Source organism: Roseateles sp. P2_H4 (assembly GCF_056403315.1).
Genome location: NZ_JBFUFR010000030.1, coordinates 52,284 through 75,316, shown reverse-complemented (window position 1 = coordinate 75,316; position 23,033 = coordinate 52,284). Strand labels below are relative to the sequence as shown.

15 protein-coding genes are annotated in these 23,033 nt (G+C 62.7%); 6 read left to right on the top strand and 9 right to left on the bottom strand.

The annotated features are described in order from the left end of the window. Positions 1-2: 2 nt before the first annotated feature. Genes AC1DW3_RS21425 through AC1DW3_RS21410 form a run of 4 tightly spaced genes read right to left on the bottom strand, consistent with a single transcriptional unit; the run spans position 3 to position 3,914 of the window. The gene (locus tag AC1DW3_RS21425; protein ID WP_477934654.1) at positions 3-575 is read right to left on the bottom strand and encodes a chalcone isomerase family protein; all 573 of its coding nucleotides are present in this window, start codon (positions 573-575) and stop codon (positions 3-5) included. Continuing rightward, entirely contained in the window at positions 572-1,828 is a 1,257-nt protein-coding gene (locus tag AC1DW3_RS21420; RefSeq protein ID WP_477934652.1) for a class I SAM-dependent methyltransferase, read from the bottom strand. Before AC1DW3_RS21420 ends, AC1DW3_RS21425 begins: the two co-directional genes overlap by 4 nt. A gap of 2 nt (positions 1,829-1,830) precedes the next feature. Further along, complete coding sequence (locus AC1DW3_RS21415; protein WP_477934650.1) at positions 1,831-2,598, bottom strand: DUF1365 domain-containing protein; 768 nt, start codon at positions 2,596-2,598, stop codon at positions 1,831-1,833. Continuing rightward, positions 2,595-3,914 carry an NAD(P)/FAD-dependent oxidoreductase gene (locus tag AC1DW3_RS21410; RefSeq protein WP_477934649.1) on the bottom strand — a complete coding sequence of 440 codons (1,320 nt, stop codon included), beginning with the start codon at positions 3,912-3,914 and terminating at the stop codon, positions 2,595-2,597. Before AC1DW3_RS21410 ends, AC1DW3_RS21415 begins: the two co-directional genes overlap by 4 nt. 123 nt (positions 3,915-4,037) lie before the next feature. Here AC1DW3_RS21410 and AC1DW3_RS21405 point away from each other — a divergent pair, with 123 nt between their 5' ends. From AC1DW3_RS21405 to AC1DW3_RS21395, 3 genes are all read left to right on the top strand, one after another. Then, on the top strand, positions 4,038-4,673 hold the full coding sequence (locus AC1DW3_RS21405) for a TetR/AcrR family transcriptional regulator (protein ID WP_477934647.1): 636 nt from the start codon (positions 4,038-4,040) through the stop codon (positions 4,671-4,673). 55 nt (positions 4,674-4,728) lie between these two features. After that, positions 4,729-5,277, top strand: a complete 549-nt coding sequence (locus AC1DW3_RS21400) for a DUF1439 domain-containing protein (RefSeq protein ID WP_477934645.1) — start codon at positions 4,729-4,731, stop codon at positions 5,275-5,277. Between the two features lie 125 nt (positions 5,278-5,402). Further along, positions 5,403-5,801, top strand: coding sequence for a hypothetical protein (locus AC1DW3_RS21395; RefSeq protein WP_477934643.1), 399 nt, complete (start codon positions 5,403-5,405; stop codon positions 5,799-5,801). On the opposite strand, the gene AC1DW3_RS21390 is transcribed toward AC1DW3_RS21395, so the two are convergent. The 4 genes from AC1DW3_RS21390 to AC1DW3_RS21375 form a co-directional block, all read right to left on the bottom strand. After that, positions 5,734-6,219, bottom strand: coding sequence for a type II toxin-antitoxin system RatA family toxin (locus AC1DW3_RS21390; protein ID WP_477934641.1), 486 nt, complete (start codon positions 6,217-6,219; stop codon positions 5,734-5,736). The two genes, AC1DW3_RS21395 and AC1DW3_RS21390, sit on opposite strands and share 68 nt — an antisense overlap. 635 nt (positions 6,220-6,854) lie before the next feature. Further along, positions 6,855-10,808, bottom strand: a complete 3,954-nt coding sequence (locus tag AC1DW3_RS21385; RefSeq protein ID WP_477934639.1) for an NACHT domain-containing protein — start codon at positions 10,806-10,808, stop codon at positions 6,855-6,857. 21 nt (positions 10,809-10,829) lie between these two features. Beyond that, entirely contained in the window at positions 10,830-11,690 is an 861-nt protein-coding gene (locus tag AC1DW3_RS21380) for a nucleotidyl transferase AbiEii/AbiGii toxin family protein (protein ID WP_477934638.1), read from the bottom strand. Then, positions 11,687-12,766 carry a type IV toxin-antitoxin system AbiEi family antitoxin gene (locus AC1DW3_RS21375; protein WP_477934636.1) on the bottom strand — a complete coding sequence of 360 codons (1,080 nt, stop codon included), beginning with the start codon at positions 12,764-12,766 and terminating at the stop codon, positions 11,687-11,689. The genes AC1DW3_RS21380 and AC1DW3_RS21375 overlap by 4 nt, the downstream gene beginning before the upstream one ends. 124 nt (positions 12,767-12,890) lie before the next feature. Between AC1DW3_RS21375 and AC1DW3_RS21370 the strand changes: the two genes are divergently transcribed. The 3 genes from AC1DW3_RS21370 to AC1DW3_RS21360 all read left to right on the top strand — a co-directional run bounded on the left by AC1DW3_RS21370 (position 12,891) and on the right by AC1DW3_RS21360 (position 18,222). Further along, on the top strand, positions 12,891-14,117 hold the full coding sequence (locus tag AC1DW3_RS21370; RefSeq protein WP_477934634.1) for a hypothetical protein: 1,227 nt from the start codon (positions 12,891-12,893) through the stop codon (positions 14,115-14,117). Positions 14,118-14,248: 131 nt separating this feature from the next. Continuing rightward, entirely contained in the window at positions 14,249-15,109 is an 861-nt protein-coding gene (locus AC1DW3_RS21365) for a DUF2726 domain-containing protein (RefSeq protein ID WP_477934632.1), read from the top strand. 116 nt (positions 15,110-15,225) lie between these two features. Further along, positions 15,226-18,222, top strand: coding sequence for a TrlF family AAA-like ATPase (locus tag AC1DW3_RS21360; RefSeq protein WP_477934674.1), 2,997 nt, complete (start codon positions 15,226-15,228; stop codon positions 18,220-18,222). Positions 18,223-18,362: 140 nt separating this feature from the next. Here AC1DW3_RS21360 and AC1DW3_RS21355 read toward each other — a convergent pair whose 3' ends face one another. Continuing rightward, entirely contained in the window at positions 18,363-22,301 is a 3,939-nt protein-coding gene (locus tag AC1DW3_RS21355; protein ID WP_477934630.1) for a hypothetical protein, read from the bottom strand. Between the last annotated feature and the right edge of the window lie 732 nt (positions 22,302-23,033).

Below are 23,033 nucleotides of genomic sequence, written 5' to 3'. Positions count from 1 at the left end.
GGTCAGCGCGCCAGGCCGAGCAGGGACTCGCGCAGCGCGGGCGCCGAGGTCTGCTTGGCCAGCCAGATGCCGAAGAACAGGCGGGCGTATTCGGCGTCCAGCGTTTCGGCCGTCAAGCGGCCGTTGTGGAAGAAGCGCACCTCGCCCTTGCCGTCGTTGAAGCCGAGCAGGCGGTCACCGCTGGCGACATCGGGAAAGGCCTTGGTCATCAAGGCCAGCCAGCGTTTGGCCTTGGCCTCGTCGAAGCTGCCGCCACGCCGCATCTCGGCCACGGAGCGTTCGGCAATCGCCTGCCCTTCCAGGCGGCGGTCGTAGGCCAGCTCGAGCACGAAGGGCTGGCGGGCGTAGTCGTCGCCCTCGAAGCCCGGCTGGGTCCACAACCTGGCTTCGTAGACGCGCAGGCCGAAGAAGCGCAGCACGCCGCTGCCCTGCAGGCGGGCCTGCGGCAGCAGAGAGAGCAACTCGGCGGAGGGCGGGGTGTCGGCGATGGCTTGTGACATGGCGATGGGGTTGGAGGCGGCCGCGGCCGCGAGCTGGGCCAGCGCCAGGCGTCGTGTCGGCTGCCGCGGGCTCATGGCGCGGGCTTGCGGAGCGTGAACTGCATGACGTCGGTGTTGCCGGTGTCGAAGGCAGCTTCGCAGTAGGCCAGATAGAAGCTCCAGATGCGCTGGAAACGCCGATCGAAACCCTGGCGCTGCACGGCATCCAGCCCCGCCACGAAGGCATCGCGCCAGCGCCTCAGCGTCTCGGCGTAGTCGCGGCCGAAGGCGAGCCGGTTCTCGACGACGAAGCCGGCGCGCTGGGCCTCCGCCTCGAAGGCCGACGGGCTGGGCAGCAGGCCGCCGGGGAAGATGTATTGCTGGATGAAGTCCGTCGAGCGCAGATAGCGCTCGAACAGGTCATCGCGGATGGTGATGGTCTGGATGCAGGCGTGGCCGCCGGGCTTGAGGCAGGCGTTCAACGTGCGGAAATAGCCCGACCAGTATTCATGGCCGACGGCCTCGAACATCTCGATGGAGACGACGGCGTCGAAGGGCTCGGCGGCATGCTGGGCCGGCAGGTCGCGGTAGTCCTGGTAGAGCAGGCTCACCTGCTGGTCGAGGCCAGCGGCCTGCATGCGCTGCTCGGCCCAGGTCAGTTGTTCGGCGGACAGCGTGACGCCCGTCACCCGCGCGCCGAACTCGCGCGCGGCCAGCTCGGCCAGGCCGCCCCAGCCGCAGCCGATCTCCAGCACGCGCGCGCCAGGCTCGACGCGCGCCTCGCGCAGTGCACGGCGGAACTTGGCGTCCTGCGCCAGCTGCAGGTCGGCGCCGCGCGCGTCGCGGCCCTCGAACCAGGCGGCGCTGTAGCTCATGCCCGGGTCCAGCCAGAGCCGGTAGAAGTCATTGCCCAGGTCGTAATGGGCATGGATGTTCTTGGCGCTGCCGGCCCTGGAATTGCGCCTCAGCAAGTGGCGCAGCCGGTAGCCCAGCCGACCCCACCAGCTGCCGTAGATCAGGCCTTCGATGTGCTCGCGGTTGGCCAGGCACAGGCGCAGCAGCTGGCTCAGGTCGGGGCTGTCCCAGTCGCCGGCGATGAAGCTTTCGGCGAAGCCGATGTCGCCTGACTTCAACGTGCGCTCGAACATCGCCCAGTCATGCAGTTGCAGCACGCCGCGCGACTCACCGGCGATCGGCGCGCGCTCGGGAAAGCGCAGCGACCTGCCATCGGGCAGGCGCAGCTCCAGCTGCCCGACGGGCAGGCGCTCCAGCAGGCGCAGCAGGCGGCGCGCGGCGGCCGGCGGCTGCGCCGCAAGGGCCGGGTTGGCGAAGACGGGATGGGGGTTCATGCTCATCGGCTCACGAAGCGCTGAGGCGCCTGGGGTTTGGCAAAGAAAGGCACACGCTTGATCCATAGCCGCAGGGCCTGCCAGTGGATGCGCAGCACGACGCCCAGCGTCATGAAGGGCATGCCGAAGAGGGCGCGCCGCACGCTGGCGGCGGTCAAGCTGACGAGGGCGCCGCCGAGGCTGGTCTGCAGCAGCGGCCCTTCGCCGTCATGCAGGTCCACCCGCGCCAGCGCGTGGGCGGGCAGGCCTGCCGGTGTATTCAGGCGCTCGAAGCGGAAGCGGTACTCCCCCTCTACGCCGCAGAAGGGCGAGACGTGGAAGACCTTGCGCGCCACGCTCTCCGCCCCCCAGGCCAGCTCGGGCCCGGCCAGCAGATAGGCGTGGCGCTCGCCGAAGGTGTTGTTGACCTCGGCGACCACGGCCGCCAGCGAGCCATCGGCACGGTGGGCGTACCAGAAGCTGACGGGCTTGAAGACATAGCCGAGCACGCGCGGGAAGGTCTGCAGCCAGACCTCGCCGTCGGCATCGGCAATGCCCTCGCTCGCCAGCAACTGCTCAAACCAGGCCAGCGCGTCACTGTCGCCGGCGCCATGGTCGCGGTCATGGAAGCTCAACCAGCCGCGGCGGTTGCGCTTCAGCGCCGCGCTTGGCTGCTCGCGCAGGCTGCGCAGCGGCAGCAGCAGGAAATAGCTGCGGTAGCTGAACTCGTGCGCCACCGGCCGCAGGCGGCGGTGCCAGATGGTGCCGAAGCCCATCCACGGGCCATTCATGCCGCGCTCCTCTCGGGCTCGGGCACCGCGGTGCCCAGGGCCTGCAGCACACCGTCGGCCGCTGCGAAGCCGGCGCGCAGTCCGTCCTCGTGGAAGCCATAGCCGCACCAGGCGCCGCAGAACCACGTCTGCTGCCGCCCCTGCAATTCGCCCACGCGACGCTGGGCCTGCAGGGCGGCCAGGTCGAAGACCGGGTGGCTGTACTCGAAGCGCTGGTGCACGAGCTCGTCCTGGATGGGCCGCGCCGGGTTCAGCGACACGATGACCGGCTGCTGCCAAGGCAAGGGCTGCAGCCGGTTGAGCAGGTAGTGCAGGCAGACCTGGGACTGCTCCGTGGCCGTGCTGCCGGCCCGCTCGTAGTTCCATGCGGCCCAGGCCAGCTTGCGTTGGGGCAGCACGCTCGCGTCACTGTGCAGCACCGCCACATTGGGCTGGTAGCGGATGGCGCCGAGCACCGCGCGCTCATCCGCGCTCGCGCCGCCGGCCAGCAGGGCCAGGGCCTGGTCGCTGTGGCAGGCCATCACGACGGCGTCGAAGGTCTCCCAGCCCTGGGCGGTCTGCAGCCGCACCTGCCGGCCCGAGCGCTGCAGGCCGAGCACCGGCGCGTTGAGCCGGGCGTCCTGCAGTTGCGACACGATGCGTTGCACATAGTTGCGCGAGCCGCCGCGCACCGTCATCCACTGCGGCCGGTCGGTGACCTGGATGAGGCCATGGTTGTGGCAGAAGCGCAGCAGGGTGCCGATGGGGAACTTCAGCATCTGGTCGACGGGGCAGGACCAGATGCAGCCGATCATCGGCAGCAGGTAGTGCTCGCGAAAGCCTGCACCGAAGCGATGCTGGTCCAGGAACTCCTCGACCGAGCCCTGCAGCGTCAGATCGGCATGGCTCTCGGCCAGCCGCGTGGCCAGGCGGTTGAAGCGCAGGATCTCCTTCAGCAGATGCCAGAAGCGCGGGCGCAGCAGGTTGCGGCGCTGGGCGAACACGGTGGACAGCGAGCTGCCGCTCCACTCCAGGCCAGCGCGGCCATCGGCCTTGGGCACCTGGACGGAGAAGGACATCTCCGACTCCGCCGTGGCGACGCCGAGGTCGGCGAACAGCTGGATCAGCAGCGGATAGGTGCGGCGGTTGAAGACCAGGAAGCCGGTATCCACGCCATGCGTGATGCCGTCCAGGCTCAGGTCCACCGTGTTGGCGTGGCCACCGAAATGGCTGCCCGCCTCGAACAGGCTGACGCGGCGTTCACCCGGCGCGGCCGTGAGACGCCAGGCCGCCGCCAGCCCTGAAATGCCCGATCCGATGACGGCGATGCGCTGCATGATGTCCTTTGCTTGAACTGACCAGAGCAAACATTGAACTGGACAGTTCAAACAATAACTCATCAGTACGGAAATTGCACCAATTAGTTTTTTCGACGGTCGGCGCGGTCTAGAATCCGGGACATGGGTGCACGTCCTTCGATCCGAGATCAGCTGCAGCGCGTGCGCCAGGACGCCATCGTGGGCGCCGTCAATCGACTGCTCGCCACCAAGGGCTACGACGGCATGACGGTGGACGAAGTGGCCGCCGAGGCGGGGCTGGCCAAGGCCAGCCTGTACAAGTTCTTCACCTCCAAGGAGGAACTGGCCGGTGCTGCCATGGTGGGCGCCCTGGACCGGGCGTTGGCCTTCGTGGACGAACGGCGCGGCCTCGCCGAGCGCGGTGCCGAAGCCGGCCAACCGGTGTCGGCCATCGCCCAACTCAAGGCCGTCGCACGCTGGGCCATGCAGACCCAGCTGGAGGGCGAGATGCCCTCCCTGCCGGCGCACAACTCCAACCTGAGCGCGTCGCTGCAGTCCAACGACGCCTACATGGACCGCCTGCTCGCGCTGAGCAACCGGCTCAGCATCTGGATCACCGAAGCCCAGACCGGCGGCCAGCTGAGTGCCGATCTGCCGCCGGAGGTCGTGCTCTACACGCTGTTCGCACGCGCCTGCGACCCGGTGGTGGCCTTGCTGAAGGACTCCGGGCAGTACACCCACGAGCAGATCCTGGACTGGGTCACCTCCACCACCTTCGACGGGCTGGCGCTGAGGTAAAGCCTCTCGGCGGTGACCTGCGGCATCCCCGATGGTCGCAGGCAAACTTGGCGCCATGACCCGCCGCCTCGTCGCCATCACCGCCGCCCTGCTCGCCGCCGTCGCCCTGGCCACCTGCGCCATCGTCAGCCGCATCTCCGACGGCCATCTCGACATCGAGCAGGCCGAACTGCAGGCGCGCATCGCACCGCGCTTCCCGACGCATCACTGCAGGATCGTCATTGCCTGCCTGGACCTGTCCAACCCCGTCGTCGTGCTGACCGAGGGCGAGGACCGCATCGGTCTCACCGTGGACGCCCAGGTGAAGGCCGGCACCCAACAGCGCACCGGCCGCGTCGGCTTCTCCGGCCAGCCGCGCTATGTGCCGGCCGAAGGCCAGCTTTTCCTCGATGACCTGAAGATCACGACGCTGGAGTTCGATGGCCTGCCCGCTGAATACGCCGAGATCGTCAAGTGGCGCGGGCCCCAGGTGATCAAGTCACAGCTGCAGTCCCATCCCGTCTACACCATCGACACCAGCACGGCCAAGGGGGCGATGGCCAAGATGGCAGTGCGGGATGTGAAGGTGGTCAACGGCAAGCTGAGGATCAGCTTCGTTCGCTGAGCGCAGGAAACAGCGCGCAACTTCCAGCAGGCTGGCGTTAGCGGGCGAGCTCGTGCGGGGCGGATTCGAAGCATCGCGATACATCCGTCGGCTGTGTGTCACAAGGCGTGATGCAGACTGCCCCGATGACACTGCACATTGATGACGCCCAGACCACGCTGACCACTGAGCAAACCCTGACCGGCTGGCGACGCGAGTTCTGCGTCGAATTGCTTGGCGACGGCCAAGCCCGCGTCTTTCTGCGCGCCTTGGAGGCTGCCTCCCTGAAAGCCACCGAACTCCATCGCGGCGTGCTGTTCCATCGCTTAGGAACCACATTTACCGACCTGAACGGCTGCGTCGCCGCGGCGCGCGAGCCGCTGGAGCGGCTGGCCAGCACTGCCGTCAGGCAGCAGCCGAGCAAGGACAACTTGTTTGCGGCGGTGACGTATGACCGGAATGCGTGGGAGAAGGTGGTCACGGTGGTGGAGGGGTGGCAGCGCCGGCGGCCTCAGCGCCCGAATCCCATTCGGCCCAAAGCTTGAAGGCCTGCAGGCGCCGCTCCATGTCGTGGCGATAGAAGGCGGCCAGCACTGGCTCGATGAGCCAGGCGAGGAAGCGCGGCCGAGCCTTGAAGTTGTAGATGAACTGGACTTCCGTCGCCTGGGGCTGCAATTGACGGAAGCGCCAGGTGCCGCCGAACTGGCCAAGAATCAGCGGCCCCCTGACCATTTCAACCGCGGCATGCGTGGGCGGTGAGTACGAGATGTATTTCGAGACCATCGCCGGGCCTGACCGGCTCTTGCAATAGGACTCCACGCCTACCGACGCCGAATGAGCATCGCCAAGCAAATAGGCCTGGGAGAGATAGGTATCCCATTCGAGCCGGCGCGTGTAGTCCTGGGAAAGTGCAAAGAGCGCCTCCGCCGAACGGGCTACTACGGTTGATGAAACGACGCGCATCTGTCATCTACCCGATGCCCAGCTCGTAGCCAATTCCCCTGAATCCAGGCGCAAGCGAAAGGGCTTCCAACCGCCCGGAGGGTCCCACTCCGCGTCACCGGCGATCTCGCCGTCTTGAATTCGCTGAACGATGACGCCATCGACTCCGAGCTCCGACGTGTCTCTACGCCGAAGCTGATTCCAACGTTCCCAATTGCACGTTCCGGCGACTGCGGAGGATTCCCCAACGTGAACGGTTTGGCGTCGCGTCAAGCGCCGGCGTCCTCAGCGCTGAGAAAAGTTGCGTGCAGACTCATTGTTCAGCAGTCTAGGCGGCGCTCCTTGCAGGCAATCCACCGAATGCCAATGGCAAACGCTACTCAAAGGTGACCTTCACCGTGTGCGAGCGAGCCGCAATATCGCGCAACGCGCCAAAACCCCGATGGATATTGGTAGGCCGTATTGGACTTGAACCAATGACCAAAGGATTATGAGTTTGCGCGGAACAGTGCGTACCTGAGGAAGTGTACCGAAGCCGAGCGTAGGCTAGGGAAGCCAAAAGTATTTGAGCGACAGGAACTTAGCGAAGTTTGGCGAAGCGCTTCCGAACTGACGGATGTACCGCTGCTGTACCGCTCAAAGACTGAAGCAACGAGCTACTCAGCAGGCTGCGGCGTTTGCTGTTCGGAGCTCAACGCCTCTAGACCATGCAGAGCGCGGCTGGCGCCCTCCCTGATGTCCAACTCCTTGTCCGACAACAGCCGGTTGCTCTCATCGCGCACTTGGTCCGGCTGGAGGTGCTTCACGTCGAGAATGGGCAACGCGGCATAGCGCAGTCGAGCGTCTTCGCTGTGAAGCAAGCGGGCCACGGCGATTGCCTCATCATCCGAATACAGCCCTTTGGACACAGCGGCTCGGAGGAGATCAGGTTGCAGCCCGCCTGTTAGGACTCCTTCCAAGAGCTTTGAGCGCAACGGTACTGAGCCGGCAGCTTCAGCTAGGAAATGGTCACGCGCAGCGCTTTGCACCTCGGGTCGCTCGTCCGCAAGTAGTGTCAGAAGGAAATCGTGGTCCTGCGTGAACGCCGTCGCCAGGGCCTTAGCCAACTCGCCGCGAGGACTTTCCGGAACAACCCCGTCCCCCTTCGGATACGGCTCTTCCTTGGTCCGCCATTCGTCAAAGAAGGCGCGCAGCTCTCCGGCCAACGCGCCATCCAACGGGAACTCTTTAACCAATTCCGCAGATGCCTTGGCGGCGCCGGCCGAGCTTCCACCCAAACCTTTTCGAACAGCTTCGAGGTGACGGGCGCCATAGGGAGCGGTCAGACTCAAATACAGGTATCGGCACCCCGGAGTGCTTTCTCCTTGGCACAGGCGGTCCAGCATGAGCTGTTGCCCTGTCTCATCAGGCAGTTGGTTGGCCAGCGCAGCGGACAAACGAAGGGATTCGCCGCGGCCCCGGGTAAGAACCCGCTTCACGGCGCCAGAGTAGTCTGGGTCCTCGTTCATTGAATAGAGCACATAAGCCGCGTTCGACGCAAAGAGGTGGCACGGGCCAACAATCAGGTCTTCGAGCACAGGCATGAATTGCTTGCCGACAAGCGGATGATCGAACTCCGCCTTCGCGTCGACCTTCGGCAGGTCGAGGAAACCGAATGCTTCGTTCTTCACGTCGTGAAGGATTTTCCTCTTCATCGCACGTGCCTGTCGCACTAGTTGGGAGTGGTCTACGCCAGCGCCCCGGACGAGCGCGTGAATGACGAGGCGCCTTGCACTATCCACCGAAGCTGACGCTGTTTCGCTGGGGGTGTTCCCGGCAGGCATCTCCCAATAGGAGATTGCCGTGAGGCACGCGCCAAGTTCGAAGCTGTGACCTGAATCGTCGCTGTCGGCTTCGTCACTCGCCACCAACGGGTCATCGATGAGTGCGAGCAAGTAGGCTGCCTCGCGGTTCCACCGTTCGCGATCCGGCATCAGCCGAGCCATGTTCTTTGACCATGCTTCGTCCAGCAGCCCGCTTAGCTCCAGTCCGGCCTGCCTGAATACCACCCCCAACTCGCCGATGGTGCCTACATTCAGCCCCTTGGCGCCGCCAATCAGCTCATGGAGTACCCGCAGCGCCTCTGGCTCTGGCGGAGTGGCGAGAATGCGCCGCGCCGCGCCGAGCACTAGGTGCTGCCATACGGCGTTCCCATTCGGCCGGAGGGAGAACCCCCCAAGGTAGGAATCGGTCGGCCGAGAATCGGCCAGCCTAGGTAGCGCTTCAATGAGCGTCGGAATCGCCAGCCCCTGGTCGGTACTGACGCATAGGCAGGCCCAAGCGACAAGCCGGTTCCATCCATCGGGCGACTCCACCCGTACCAGAACCCCTTCCTTGATCAAACTCCAATGTTCTTGGGACACCAGGCAGAGAGCTTCTCCGGCGGCATAGCGCGCCCGCGAGGCGGTGTTCTCCACAGCGCGCCAACAACATTCCGCAAAGCTCGCAAGGGCGTCGCTCGCTAGCGGCACTCCCGCCTGAACCACCAGCTCGACCGCGTCGTCAAGCCTATTGCCAGCCTTGGTGTCGCCACGCTCCGCCAGTTCAGCCCAGACTTGAAGAATTAGTGATGTGAGGCCGAGGTGGCTGGCGAACGACAAGGCCTCTTTCCAGTCTGGCGTACCAATCGCGCGCACGATGATGTCTCGTTGCGCTTCAGGAGCGCACCTAGACATGTACCGCGCAGCCGCAAACTCTCCGAAGGTCTTGTGGACGAAGGTAATCGCCTCCTGAGTGTGCGTGCGTACCCGTTCGACGACGCCCAGGCACTCCCAGTAGCCGAGGCACTCACTGATCTTCGTCTCACTGACGAGGAAGGATTCCCTCGTCTCATCGCTCCACCAACGGGCGCATCGTGCAAGAGTTTGTTCGGCCGGTTCGTTGCCATGGGACAAAAGACACCACCCGAGCATCTCCAGGAACCGGTTCCTTTCCGGCTCGCTTGGGGGGCGTTCAGTAAGCCGGGCGGGCGGATGGTCTTGCAGCAACTGGAAAAGCTTGCGGTACAGGGCTCCCTTGCTAAGCCCAGGATCAATGCCCTTGACCGAAAGGGCTGCCACCAGCGTGATCATTAGGGGACTCCGCGCGGCGGCACCCTTGATAGTCTTGGCGCTCAATTGGGCAATGGCTTGCTCCACCGCGCGTGAACGCAGCGCCGTATCGGCAAATGGGATTGCCTCAAGCACCTTGGTGACCGCCTTCTCGGCCGCGGTGTCATCCAGCGGTTGCAGCTCGTAGTGCCGCCATCCTGCCAATTCGCCCGGGCGGTAGCCGATGGGGCGGCTGGTTACCACGACACGGGTGGTTGGATGTGCCACGGAGAAGGCGTGCAGGCTCGCAGTCACCAGTGGCTGCTGGCTTCCGCACTCGTCCAACGCGTCGCACAGGATGACTGCCCCTTCAAGAGAGACAAGTGGCGTTCGAAGACCCGAGCCGCTGAGCGCCACCTCCATCAAGCTTTCCTCGAAGCGACGACCTTCGCGGGCGAGAAGGGCAACCACCTGCGGCAGGCGCACGAGGAGGGTCAGGAACCCGTCGGCCGAGTAGTCCAATGCCAGCTTCTTGAGCAATGTTGACTTGCCCATGCCAGGGCCGCCCACGACCACGCACTTCCTAACGAAACGTGCGATGGTCTGGGAATCGAACGACGGGCCGCCGTTCCTGCGGCGATGGCCGTACTCATGGTAGCGGCGAAGAGCCTTGTCGAGGTCCTCCTGTTCAGTCGACGCATCGTCCATCGCCTGTGCATCCAGTTCGAGCCAACACGCCTCGAAGGGGACTTTGCTATGCACGCCAAGAACGATCATGCTGGCGTGGGTGCGATGCAGCCATTCGCGGGTGGCTGCGGACAACTGAACGCGCGTGTCGATCTCGGTAGTCTTTAGTGCGACCTTAGCGAGGGACAAGATTCGGTAGATGTCTTCTGGTGTCGCCCGTTCCCTCCTGCGTATCAAGCGCCGYCCATACTCCACAAGCACCGGCCAGGCTGCCTCCTGGTTCTGGACGATGCGGCCAAGCCGCTCAGCGGCCGTAGCCTCAGCCTCCCGGTTCCCGTCAACCGCGCTGACCACGACGATGCGCAAGTGCCTGCATACCAGGGTGGCGTCTAAGGACGATGCCAATAGCTTCGCCGCCCACGCTTGACCAATCTCGCGCAGTCCGTCGGTTCGTCCCGCGCCCAGCCGGACGATGTCCTCGGCCAAGGCTTCGCGGATCGTGCCGCTGCTGTTCGGACACACAGCCAAGACCCCCGCGTCGATCGTGCCGTCGGAAACGCCCTTGGACAGGCCCATCAGGGCGTCCCAGAGGTCATCTCCCCGTTGCAGCCCGCGCTTGGCCTGAAGCTCCACGTGCTTTCCGCCCTTGACCGAGAAGCGGACGTCATCGCCTGGGCCGCCCGTTTCAGCATGCAACTCCACCGGCGTGTCGTCCAACACCCCTTCGAGCCAGCCTAGTGGCCGTTCTGCTAGCAGGTGGGCCATCACGACTGCGCTTACGCGTGCCTGGAAATCCAATCCGCGCTCCGCGGCGCTGCCACCAGTAATTCGCTTTGAGGCTTTTCCAGTGCTCATCATTTCATCTTGCGCTGGTCGCTAACCGCGCAACCCCAGTGCGCGCAACCAAGCATCGACTTGGCCAAAGGCATCCTGCTGCCACTGCTCCGGCGACCGATCATCGAGCACCTGGCTCTCTTCGACGAACTTGCGGACACAGGTAGGACCGAACCCATCCTGCGAGTCGAACTTGCCAGCGATGTACTGATATCCGGCAAGGCCGGCCTTGTGGTCGAGCAGCGGTCGGCAGGCCTCGGCGAGGACCGCTATTCCGTCGGGGTAGTTGCGGACGCAGTAGTAGATGTCGTAAGCATCCTTCTGCTTAAGGCGGCCCTCGATGGCATGCCCCTTCATCGCCAGAAGCGCAGGGATAGAGCAGACGGCAATCTCGACCGTGTTGGTTCCACCACCGGGCATCGTCCCCGAGATCGCGACCAACTCATTGAACTGCAACGCCAACTCAGCACCACTGGCTCGTTGGACCGCGAACTTCTCAATCAGCGGCGGCTTGTTCTTGACGATCACCGCATCCTTCGGCATCAGAAAGTCGACGATGACGTCGATAGGCGGCCCGCCGTCAGATCCCTCGATCTGTCGCACAAGTTGGAAGCGCCGGAGCTTCTCCCGCTGCTGATACCCGTGGCCCATTAATGACTCGACGAGATCAGCGTACTCGCCATCGTCCAGTGCCTCCGCATCGAGCCCAAGATCGATGTCCAGCGTACCTACATGGTGCATCTCTTCGTTCTCGAGCAGCAACCAAGGAACTGCGCCGCCCACGACCGCGAACTTGCCCTTGTAGCTGCCAAGGATCTGCCCGATCTCGATCAGCACAGCTTTGACAGCAGCGGTAGTGCGCTCGTCGTAGTCGTTAGCGCTCTGGGGCTCCTTAGGGATCATTTCCGCCACTGCAATTTCTCTTGCCGAAGGTGTTCGGCCGCCTCACGTCCTCGTTCTCCGGATGCATATAGATCCAGATATGTCTGCACTGGGCTCGTGCAATGGATGCCGTCCGTCGGTTCCACCGAATCTTGAAAGAGCCCGATGTCGTCGAGTTCGATGACGACGACGTTCTCGCCACGCGCTGCCGTCGACAGATGCAGAAACGTGCGCATCCGATCAACGCCCTCTTGGTCCGCGTAGAAGTGGTGGGTTCCCGTGCGTGCGTAGGGTGCTAGCCAGTTTGCCGCCGAGAACGAGGAAAGGATTGCCAGCCCATCTAGCGCTAGTGCAGTTCCATACTGACGAAGCGCTGCTTCAAAGGCGCTGCCATGCAGCGTGGTGTAGAACGTACGGCGTACGCCAACCGGCGGCACGTACTCTTCTCGCCAAGTGTCCAGGAGCCCGTCCGGATCGGACAAGAACAGGCCCCCGTCGGACACCTCAGCCCATTTCCGGTCGAGCAGGCTGTTGCGCACATTGCTGACGTGGCCCATGCTGACGAACGATTCCTTGGCCAAATCGGCGACACGCCATTGCCGCGCCGGATCTCTAAGCATCGTGCGCATCACCTGGACCGACTTAGGCTTGAAAAGGGAGCGGAGTTCGCGCCGTTCCGCCGGCGGCTTCCCGGCCACCTCGCGCGACAAGAAGAACCCGGGAAACTGGATGCGCGCGTTGCCTTCAAAGTCCAGGAAGCCGACGTTGCTCTCGGTGCACAGGGCGCGAGCGCTTTCCGACAGGTAGGGTGCGACGACGATGGGAACGACGGATTCCTGGTGCCCCTCGACATACCGCTGCAGCTGGAACAAAGCGGATTGGACGTGTCGAGGCTGACCGCTGGACTTGACCTCCGCCACGATGATCCTTCGCTGACCATTGAAGGTCAGGCGAACGATGAAGTCGATTGAACGGTCCTGTTGATCTGGCTCCGTCAGGATGTCAACAAGCTCGACTTCTGGCACCTCTGCGAGGACGTGCCGCAGCGTCTCGACTGCCTGTTGCTCGACTTTCACCGGATCTGGGGACTTCAGCATACGTTGAACATACCACATCCAGTGAAATTCGTATGGATTTTCACTGAAAATCAGTGTTCAACAAGCGATGAAACCTATCATTCGAGTGAACGAACGTGGCCACCAAGGCCATGAGGGAGCAATCATGGACGTCGTCCATCGGGATGAAATCGTCAAGTGCCCGAGCTGTGAAAAGCCCATCCACATCTCGGTCGGCCGGTGGCCTGGCGGTACCAACGATTCCGGTGGCTGGGTGCTCAAGTGCACCGGCTGCAGTCATGTCTTTCCCGTCAACGTGAAGAATCCTGACGATGCCTCAAGAGTGGCCTCAGGGGCGACGATCCTCGCCAGCTGGGACAACGAGATCGGAGACCAGGCAGAGGTGTTGGCCGCGCATGGCATCAAGGAGGCAGCAGCGCAACCCGAACGGCTGCTCCTAATGCAACACGGTGAGCCGGACGATTTCTACGACCTTGGATCACGGGCACTCTATCGTTGCGGCGCATGCAAGAGCAGCCTGGAAGACGTTGCGTACTCATCGCTCGCCACACACCTGACCGAGGTAAACCGGGGCCACACAGGGCCTCTGAACTGGTTTCTCGCCACCCGGGGCGGCGCACCGGAGGGCATCAGCGTCCGGCTGGATGCAGTTTGCGCCTGCGGGGCAGAACACCGTGCACGGTTCTACAGGCCGTTCTCGGAGGATCTCGCACAGGCTGCTTCCGAGTTCTGGCTGGTTGATGTGGAAGGCCGAGTCCCAACACTGGATGTCGATGGCATTTACTCGCGAGACGACTGCATCACGATCCTTGAGAAGCTGCTGCTGCGCTGGCGAGCCATGCACAGCGCGGTCTTGCTCGCGGCCCCCTTCATCGGCTTCAACTACCCGGGGGCCCGCAAGAAGATTCCTGAGCTGTGGAACTGGGTGCTGAAGTACACCGACCCAGGCAAAACCTCCCTCATTACCCGCAAGGCCACCTTCAAGCTGATGAAGGAGGTCGCGAAGGACAGCGAGGATGACATCGAGTTCCTGAAAAGCTGGGGCCTCTTGAACCCAACGTTGGCAGCGCTCGATGAGAAGAAGGCGTTCTTCAAAACGGACTTCCACGCGAAGTTCTATTGCGGCATGAGCGCGGACAGCGTTGAAATTCTTGTGGGGTCCTTCAATATCCACGAGGGCACGTACGTCGAGAACATCCACCTGCTGCGATACACGTTCGAAGAGTTCCGCGACCGCTACCTCTTGGGCATGAAGATGTTCTTCGACACCGAGATGCTGTCGGCACGCCGACGCGTGCTGGACATCGTCGTGACGGATGGAAAGCTTGCCGAGTGCGGGGAGGTTAGCTATGCCGGATCGCTGTTCAGCTGAACCAAGAACTCGATCACCTGGCTCGGGTGCCTCCGTAGCGCAAGGCTTGGCTGAGCAGACGCTCCGGATGCTTGAATCCGGCTCGCGGCCGTGGAGCCCTCGAACCAAGGCAAGCCGCAGGTGCAGAGCGCATGTTTAAACCGCTGCTGAATCGCCCGGAGGAGATCACCCACCTCCAGCTTGCCCGCGCTTGCGAGCAGCATGGAGCGATGGTGTTTTCAAAGGTGCGCATGGCGGATGTGCTCAGGATCGAGGCCAGCGGCCTTGACGACGTTCTGTTCCGGTTCGCTCTCCAGGCGCACTTCGACTTCGTCGTGGCTGGGTCGGATCACATGCCGTTGTTCGCCGTCGAGTTCGATGGCCCCGGTCATGCACACCGGGCCCAACAAGAGCGGGATGCCAAGAAGGACGGCCTAGCCGACCGCTTTGGCTTGGCGTTGCTGCGAATCAATGGAAGGTACCTCGACCGCGAATACCGCGGGTTAACCTTGCTCTGCTGGTTCGTTCAGGCTTGGTTTGCAAAGCGTTGGTTCGACGAAGCGCAGGCCAGCGGTGAAATACCGTATGACGACCTGTTCGGCCCAACCAGCGTCCTCAGCATGCCAGGCAGTAGTCGGCAGTTTCCGCTGTACGTTTCAGCGGGGGCGCGCAATCAGATCCAAGAGCTGTACCTTGCCGACAAGGTCAAGGACATGGTTCCCTCATACGTCATCGGCCGTGACGCATCAGGGACGTATCGCGCTCTAAGCTATCTGAGGTTGACCGAGTCCACGGTCATCTTGTGCGAGGCAGCCATGAAAGCCAAGCGGTTTCCAGTCTCCGAGGTCTACGCGCTTGAGGAGCTGGCCGTCTGCTTGCTCTACGACGAGCTGCTGGCGGTTCTTGCCGGAAAAGAGAGCGCAATGGCACTCGATGAGGCGAAAGCCCAACTGAAAGACTTCGCTGACCGGCACCGACCGCTGCGCGTCGCAACCTTCGGTGGCTCGATTTAGCTTCCGAGCCAGTACGCCTACCTCAGCGTCGAACCGGAGACGGATTCAGGAATTGAACGCACGGGCGAACCACGGCCGGTCACTAGCAACTAGAGCTGGCCCCGCTTGTAGACTTGATGCAGGGAGGCGAAAAGATGGTCAAGCCAGGCGCCGATATGTCTCGTGGGTCACTGTGGCACAGGTGGGACCCGCACATTCATGCGCCCGGAACGGCGATGAACGACCAGTTTTCGGGAAGCGATCCATGGCCCGAATTCTTCGAAAAAGTCGATCAGCAAGATCCACCGATCCGGGCGCTTGGTATCACCGACTACTTCCTAGTCGACACCTACGAAGAGGCGTGCTTAGCGAAGGCACAGGGCCGCATGCCTGGCGTAGAGCTGCTCTTTCCCAACGTCGAGATTCGGCTTTCGATAGGCACATCGAGTAGCTCGGCGATCAACGCGCACCTCTTGTTTTCCCCTGAAGACAGCGATCATCTAGACCGGATTCGCCGCTTGATGGCGAGCTTCAAGTTTCGCTACAGCAAGGACGAGTTTCGATGCGAACGGTCCGAGCTGATCAGGCTGGGCAAAACCCATGATCCATCCATCATCGACGACCATAAAGCGCTGACTGCGGGGGTCAATCAGTTCAAGATCGATTTCGAGGATCTTCGCGAAAAGTGGGAGACGAACGATTGGTTCAGGGCCAACTGCCTAGTAGCTGTCGCCGTAGGCGAGCGCGACGGCACCTCAGGGCTGCGAGACGATGCAGGATCCTTCGCTGCAATACGGACCAACATCGAAGCCTTCGCGCACATTATCTTTAGCGCTAGCCCCAAGCAGATCTCCTTCTATCTCGGTCAAGGTCCTGCTTCGGTTGACGATCTCAACGCCAAGTGGGGTGGCGTCAAACCGTGTCTGCACGGCTCGGACGCGCACACCCATTCCACTGTCGGCAAGCCAGCTCTGGATCGGCTTTGTTGGTTGAAGGGCGCGCTGACCTTCGAGACACTGCGCCAAGCGTGCATGAACCCCGAGGGACGGGCCTTCATCGGCAAGGAGCCGCCAAGAGGAGCGCTGCCTAGCAACGTCATCCGCTCGGTTTCGGTAAGCCATGCGTCATGGATGTCGCCTGCCTCCATAGAACTCAATCCCGGTTTGATCGCGATCATCGGCGCCCGCGGCTCAGGCAAAACGGCGCTCGCGGATTTCATTGCAATGGGCGGATGCGCCGCCTCCAAGCATCTGAGCGAAAAGTCGTTCYTCAGGCGGGCGGCAGAACACCTCAAGGGCTCTGAAGCCAAACTAACGTGGGAATCCGACGACACAACCTCCAACGCATTTGCCGACGTCGAAGATGAAGACCTGATCGACGCTCCGCACGTGCAGTATTTGTCGCAGCAGTTTGTCGATCAACTGTGCTCAGCCGAAGGCTTGGAAGATCCGCTCGTTCGTGAGATCGAGCGCGTGGTCTTCGACGCGCATCCGGACGCAGACCGCCTCGATGCGACGACGTTCGAAGAGCTGCTGGACATCAAGCTGGAAGGCGCGCGAACGAGCAGGTCGAGACACGTAGCCTCGATTACCAAGATTTCCGAATCGATCTCTTCGGAGCAGGCCAGGAAGGACGGGCTTGCCGCGTTGACCAAGGAACGCGAAGAGAAGCACAAAGCCATCCTCAAGGATGAGGCCGATCTGAAAGGGCTTATGCCCAAGGGCGATGACGCCCGCGCCAAGAGGCACGATGAGATTTCCAGTGCTGTCGACGCGAAGCGCGGGGTCGTGGTGAAGGCCAAGGTGAGATTGGAGGCCCTGCAGCACCTGGTCGAGGATGTCGAATCCCTCCGCCAGTACGAGATGCGCGAGCTAATTCAAGGGATGCGTGAGGAGCGGCGTGAAGCAGGCCTTTCACTCGCTGAATGGGCGCAATTCGACCTAGAGTTTGCAGGAGACGTCGACACCATCCTCACAACCAAAATTGAAGATGCAAAGCGTGCGCTGCGCAGCCTTGAAGGCGTGCCGCCAGACCCAGCGGCTGTTGCGCGCGCTGACCCCAACGTGCCACTGATCGGAGTCAACGATGACCTGTCCAAGCACACGTTGAATTTGCTTGAGCGCGAACTCGAGAGGCTTCGCAAGCTGGTGGGCATGGACGCCCAAAACACGCGCCGCTTCAAAGCCACGTCGGACAAGGTCTCCAAAGCCAAGCTTGCGTTGGAGAAGACAGATACTGAGATTGTGAAGAGCAAGGGAGCCGACGAACGCATCGGCGAACTGCGACTGCAGCGGCGTGTCGCGTATACCGGTGTATTCCAAGCCGTGTTAGACGAGGAAGCCGCGCTGACGGAGCTCTACCAGCCTTTGAAGGCGCGAATTACTGAAGCCTCGGGCTCCCTCGGAAAGCTTGCGTTTTCCGTGCGCCGAAACGTCGATATTGCGGCATGGTGTGAAGCTGGAGAGTCACTCCTGGACTTGCGAGCAGGAAGCGCCTTCAAGGGAAAAGGCAGCCTGAAGTTGGTTGCGGAGCTCTCTCTGCTGGATGCGTGGCAAACGGGTGATGCTGCCAAAGCTGGAGAGGCTCTGCTGCAGTTCGTCGGCGCACATTCCGAAGATCTGCGTGCGCAGCGCCCATCACACATGGACCGCAGGGAATGGGCGCGAAGAATCTCAGCGTGGTTGTTCAGCACGGATCACATCTCCGTTGGCTACGGCCTGGAGTTCGACGGCGTTCCAATTGAGCGCCTGTCGCCAGGTACTCGCGGCATCGTGCTGTTGCTGCTCTATTTGGCAGTGGATTCACAAGATGATCGCCCCCTAATCGTTGATCAGCCTGAAGAGAACCTGGACCCGCAATCGATATATGACGAGCTGGTTGTTGAATTCCAGCGCGCGAAGAAGCGGCGTCAGGTCATCATCGTGACCCACAACGCCAACTTGGTCGTCAACACAGACGCAGACCAAGTCATCGTGGCGCGTTGCGGCAGCCACGAGCCTGGCCGGCTACCTCAGATGAGCTACGAGGCCGGAGGCCTAGAAGAGCCTTCCATCCGCGAGTCCGTATGCGCCATCCTTGAAGGGGGTAGGCGTGCGTTCCGAGAACGAGCCAAGCGGTTGCGTGTCTCGGTGTAGGTCGACCTGCAAGTGAAGAGGCCGGGCGCTGGGCGCCCGGCTGGCCGCGGACAACTCGCCTGGCATCCGTCCGGCCAACTCACCTTGAACGGCGAACGGCTGCGCTTCTGATTGAGCCCGGCCTTGCGGCCGCGCGGGCATCAGAGCAACTTGAGAGCGTCACCCGGATCGATGCCCGTGACCCTACACCCCGCTGACACCAGCTCCTTAAAGCCAGCGTCTCCAACTCGGACTTGGCGGACCACTTCCGAAATAGCCGCGACCGCTATGGAGGGCATCGAGAACTGTGCACGCAGCAAAGTCTGCCGATTGAGCCGCTCAGCGAGGAAGCGCGCGACGGGGCCGTCGATGCTGCGCCCGAAGAAGAGCGTCATGCCCCATCGGACAGCGCCAGCCATCCTCATCGAAGCTACGGCAAGGGTTCTGGCCTGCACCTCGTCAGATCGGCACACGCACACGGCTGCCCCGAAGTTGACAACCTGGTCACGGCTGATGAAGTGGAGGACCTCAGCTGACGCGTCGTTCGTCGGCATGGTGAGTCCGGCTTGAAGACGCTCCAAGATCGGCAGCACCTCGGCCAAGTTCGCATCTCGGGCGTCCTCGATCCAGCGACTAAGGAGTGTGTTCGCCTCGGTCGAAGCCAGCAGGATGCCGACTGCCAGCATGCCAGCCAGCAATTCCTCGGCCGTGACGGTCTCGGCGCCCTTCGCATCTCGTCGCGCATTGAGCTCGCCAGAGATCCCGGACATGGCCATGACATAGCCGAAGAAGCTGGGTGACGAACCGCGCACCAGCTCGCGAAGCATCAGCGCCTTTGACCCATTGAGCCGTGTGAGTAGGTCGTCGCCTCCCATCAACACTGAAACCCGATCAAACGTCGCAATTGATGGATTGGTCCAATGCGCCTCCAGGAACGCAACCTGCGTTTCCAACAGTCCAACCCGCAGCGCCTGACCGGGCGTGATTTCGTCGACCGCCAGAGCGGGCTGGCTGGCGCGGCCGAACGCGATCACAACAGGAGCGCCGTCCGGGCGCAACTGGTCAGGCTTCTCGAATAGCTGTCCCGTCGCGTTTGCGACCTGGATGATCGCCTCCCAGCGCTTATCGCCCTCCGCCCGCGCCTCAACCGGAAGCAGCAGTACCGCCTCGGTCAGGTATGCACTACAGCGCCGACGTTGCCCAGCTCGCAGCGCACAGTACGAGGCATCAATGAGGAGGCCGACCCGTGTCAACTCGAACCCATCCATCTTCTGCCTGGCACCCTGCTCGAATAGCAGCGAGGCGCGACTAAAGTCGCCCAGCTCGGCAGCGGACATGGCGGCTCGACGGTACGCAAAGGGGTCGGTGACCGCGTGCGAGCCAAAGCGCGCAATGGCCGCGTCCCATGCGGACAACGCCAATGCATGGTTGTTGGACCGACCCATCAAGTTGATGCGCTGCTCCTCGATGACAGCGCTCGAACCGAACAGGACCGTGGCATGGTCGAGGACAGCGAATCCGCCGGGCACATCGCCGACATACTCGCTCAGCACAATGGACTTGGCCCGTGCGACTTGAGCTCCATACAGCGGCAGCTTGCATGATGCGCAGACATCAAGCGCACGGTCGAACGCCGCGAGCCAAGGCGCCCAGTCCGGACTGTCCTTATTTGCCTCCGCAACCCACCCGGAATGAACAAACGCACCTATGTCACGGACATGCGGCCAGTCGAGCATTTCGTCGAACTGCGCGACGAGCTCATGGTTGGCTGGGTCCGATAGCCAAGCAAGAAGGTCGCTGAGGTCGCGAAGCGTCCCCACGCCGTTGGCGCGCAGGGACAGGAAGAACTGGAGCGTCGTGGCGCTCTGAGGAGGAGCAAAACCCGGCAAGGCCGGAATCGCCTTCAAGCTGGAAATGCCCTGAGCCAGTACAGCCGCTGCGGGTTCCTTTGTTTGGACCGCACTGGAGACGGCGTCGAGCAGCACTGCCATGGGTAGCTTGACACGCTTGCTCAGTACCGTCATGTCGTACATGACGCGATTGAGCGTCCAAAGTACACCGGAAACACGCGGACCGATCTCGTTTCGCCAGGCGAGCGCGAAATGCTCTACCCGCGTTGGGTCTTCAACTTCCGCGACGAGGAACTGAAGCTGCCGCAATGAAGGCATCGCGGGCTTCATCTCCGCCTGCACCGGGCCGCTGTCAAAGCCAATGTGCAACAGCCAGCCGCAGTGCCCAAAGATTTGCCGCTGGACATCCTCGTCTGCCGTCACAACGCTTTGGACGCCGACCATCAAGCGCGTCGCATTGCGCGCGATAAACGCATGGAAAACCAATGCTCCGGCGTAGTCGTGTGAAATGAACTCGCAGCCGGCGATCGAATCAAAAATCTTGGCATGCAGGGCGCGATGTTGCTCCGCCGTCCACGTGACATTGACTTCACCGCGAAGAATCTGGGTGACGCGATACCGCCCGTTGCCGAGTTCCTCAAGCCAGCGCCCGGTCAGGGCGCTCAGCACCGCTTGCGCGCCGACAAGCTGGGGCGGCAGCCCCGCGAGATTGAGGAGCATCTCCCTAGTCGGCGCCACGATGAACTCACCAGCCTCAAGTGCAAACTGACTGGCCGCAGCGCTGACCGATGCGTCCAAAAGCTCGCGCGCCATCTGCTTGGCCGACTGCGTACCGGGTGAAGGGGTGACGAACGTTGACAGATCGAACTGAGGCCAACCCTGGTCACGGAGCTCGACCAGCCGAACGTGCACAAGCGCAGGGTGGCCACCTGACTGAGCCGCAATAAGGTGGCTCCACGCGTTTGCAAGGTTTTGGTTGCTGCAACCGAAGTCGACGCAGTGCTCCGCGACTTCAGCCTGCGGCATCGCGGGAACCACGACGACATCCACACCCCACGAGGTAGCCACCTCCTGTTCAAGCGCCTCCGTATGTCCTTGCGCCGTGAAAAGCAGCGCGATACCTGCGACGCGCGCGCGGTGCACCAGTTGTCGCAGGCTTGCGGCATACGCACGTCTGGCGTTCGCTGACGTATCCAGGTCGTCCAGAATCAACAACGACGGGCCACCCGGCCGGTCGATGGTGAGTGCGAGCAGCCGCAGGGCTTCTGCCGTGGCAGCCGGCGTTCTCCCCGAAAGCTCAGTCCATGTCGCATCGAGGCCGGCGTCGCGCGCGACGATCTGCGCAATCGTGGTTTTGCCCTTGAACACCGAGCCAGCGAGAAGCACCGCATCACGCCGCACCACGCGCTGACTGACCTCAGCCACCAAAGACTGGCGGCGAAGCAGCGCTCGCGGAGGGCTCGGCGGCGCGCCCTGCAGAATGGCCAGATTCGCAAAATTCGCCTGAAGCGACGTGAGCTGCGCGGCCGCCAACAGCAGGCCGCCTGCGCTGTTCAATGGCATCTCCAGCGTGACGGTCGTGGCCTTCTCGATTTGAAGCCAGAGAGAGGTCCTATCCAACGTGCGGTCTTCCGGCAGCGGCTGCAGCACCTGCTTCCAGCAGTGCGCCAGCAGCGCGTTCTTGACCGTACGAGCAGCACTCCTGGGCTGCTTCGCATTGACCAGCACGTCACCGATTCGCTCCAGAACCGCTTGCTCGACCACCTCCACGTCCGGCTGCCCGGTCAGCCACGTAAACCTCTGAAGCAATTTCGTCTGGATGTCCTGTAGGGACGCTGAAGTCAGGAAAGCTTGGATCGGCTGGCCGGCTTCAAGGCTGTCGATCAACTGCTGCCTGACGGCCTCCGCCATCAGAGGGTCAAACGCGGCTTTCCCCCACGCTTCGATGCCGGACAGTCCGCCAAAACGAGCGTCGCGTTCCTTCGCGATGTTCGATGTCGTCAAATAGACGAACTTGATCTGCCTGCTCGGTGAGCGCTGCGCAGTCGCCCAGAAATTTCGGATGGCGTCGCGGGCATTCTGCGAGTTGAGGGAAACGCCCTCCTCGGTCCGCTTGACCTGCACCGTCGTGGTCTCGATCGAGTTCACGCGGTCAATGTCCTCCGCGCCTTCGAGAAACAGCACCTCATCGCTACCGAGCATCACCCAGCTCTCGATGGAACGCCAAATCTGGTAGTCATAGCCTCCCATGGCGCCGAGCGCCTCGCGTTGGGGCGTTCTGGGAAGTGGTTCGAGCGGAACTACTGGCTGCGATTGCGGTGACGGAGAAGGGGCGCTCATAGCGGCGGCAAATCCTTGTGTTCTGCACTTGGACCGGCTTACCAATGACCTCCCGGCCAGACCCAGGCCGACGCATTCTGCCGCCGCAGTCCATGCCCTTCGCCGGCTGGCGAGTGCGCTCATAGCTATTGGGGCAACCGCGCCTCACAGCGCCCAATCCAGAGCGTTCAGAGCTGAATGGTTTTCGACACGGGTCTCGGGGCGAAGCCCTGAGCGTCTGCGACGGGCGCGAAGCGATCTAGCGGACCAGGATGGGTGTGCGCCGTGAGGCACACACCTGGCATCCTGCCCTTGTCGATTGCTGCACCCACTGCCTGCAAATTCGGTTGAGTTCCTACGAATGAGCAGAACGCTGTTGACCTAAGCGGAAGCTGGGCTCAGTGCGCCGAATCCATGGCGAGAAGGGCCGAATGTGGGCGAACTGAGGCGACCAGCGGCCTACCCAGTCCTTTGGTCTTGTCTCGCCAAATTGGCGCGTTTTGCTAGGCAAGAAGGGAAGCCTCAGCGGCCTGGCTCCATCGGCTGGAAGCTCAGGAACTCCGCTGCTTCCCAGATGCCGCGCGGTCCCGCGGCTTGCGAGCACGTCCCGCCATAAGCGCACCGAAGTGACGCTGATCGAGCGTCGCCCGCTCCCCGCAATCC

Excerpts from the sequence above, each read along its gene's own strand:
- AC1DW3_RS21425 (WP_477934654.1), bottom strand. The coding sequence starts at position 575 with ATGAGCCCGCGGCAGCCGACACGACGCCTGGCGCTGGCCCAGCTCGCG.
- AC1DW3_RS21420 (WP_477934652.1), bottom strand. The coding sequence starts at position 1,828 with ATGAACCCCCATCCCGTCTTCGCCAACCCGGCCCTTGCGGCGCAGCCG.
- AC1DW3_RS21415 (WP_477934650.1), bottom strand. The coding sequence starts at position 2,598 with ATGAATGGCCCGTGGATGGGCTTCGGCACCATCTGGCACCGCCGCCTG.
- AC1DW3_RS21410 (WP_477934649.1), bottom strand. The coding sequence starts at position 3,914 with ATGCAGCGCATCGCCGTCATCGGATCGGGCATTTCAGGGCTGGCGGCG.
- AC1DW3_RS21405 (WP_477934647.1), top strand. The coding sequence starts at position 4,038 with ATGGGTGCACGTCCTTCGATCCGAGATCAGCTGCAGCGCGTGCGCCAG.
- AC1DW3_RS21400 (WP_477934645.1), top strand. The coding sequence starts at position 4,729 with ATGACCCGCCGCCTCGTCGCCATCACCGCCGCCCTGCTCGCCGCCGTC.
- AC1DW3_RS21395 (WP_477934643.1), top strand. The coding sequence starts at position 5,403 with ATGACACTGCACATTGATGACGCCCAGACCACGCTGACCACTGAGCAA.
- AC1DW3_RS21390 (WP_477934641.1), bottom strand. The coding sequence starts at position 6,219 with ATGCGCGTCGTTTCATCAACCGTAGTAGCCCGTTCGGCGGAGGCGCTC.
- AC1DW3_RS21380 (WP_477934638.1), bottom strand. The coding sequence starts at position 11,690 with ATGATCCCTAAGGAGCCCCAGAGCGCTAACGACTACGACGAGCGCACT.
- AC1DW3_RS21375 (WP_477934636.1), bottom strand. The coding sequence starts at position 12,766 with ATGCTGAAGTCCCCAGATCCGGTGAAAGTCGAGCAACAGGCAGTCGAG.
- AC1DW3_RS21370 (WP_477934634.1), top strand. The coding sequence starts at position 12,891 with ATGGACGTCGTCCATCGGGATGAAATCGTCAAGTGCCCGAGCTGTGAA.
- AC1DW3_RS21365 (WP_477934632.1), top strand. The coding sequence starts at position 14,249 with ATGTTTAAACCGCTGCTGAATCGCCCGGAGGAGATCACCCACCTCCAG.
- AC1DW3_RS21355 (WP_477934630.1), bottom strand. The coding sequence starts at position 22,301 with ATGGGAGGCTATGACTACCAGATTTGGCGTTCCATCGAGAGCTGGGTG.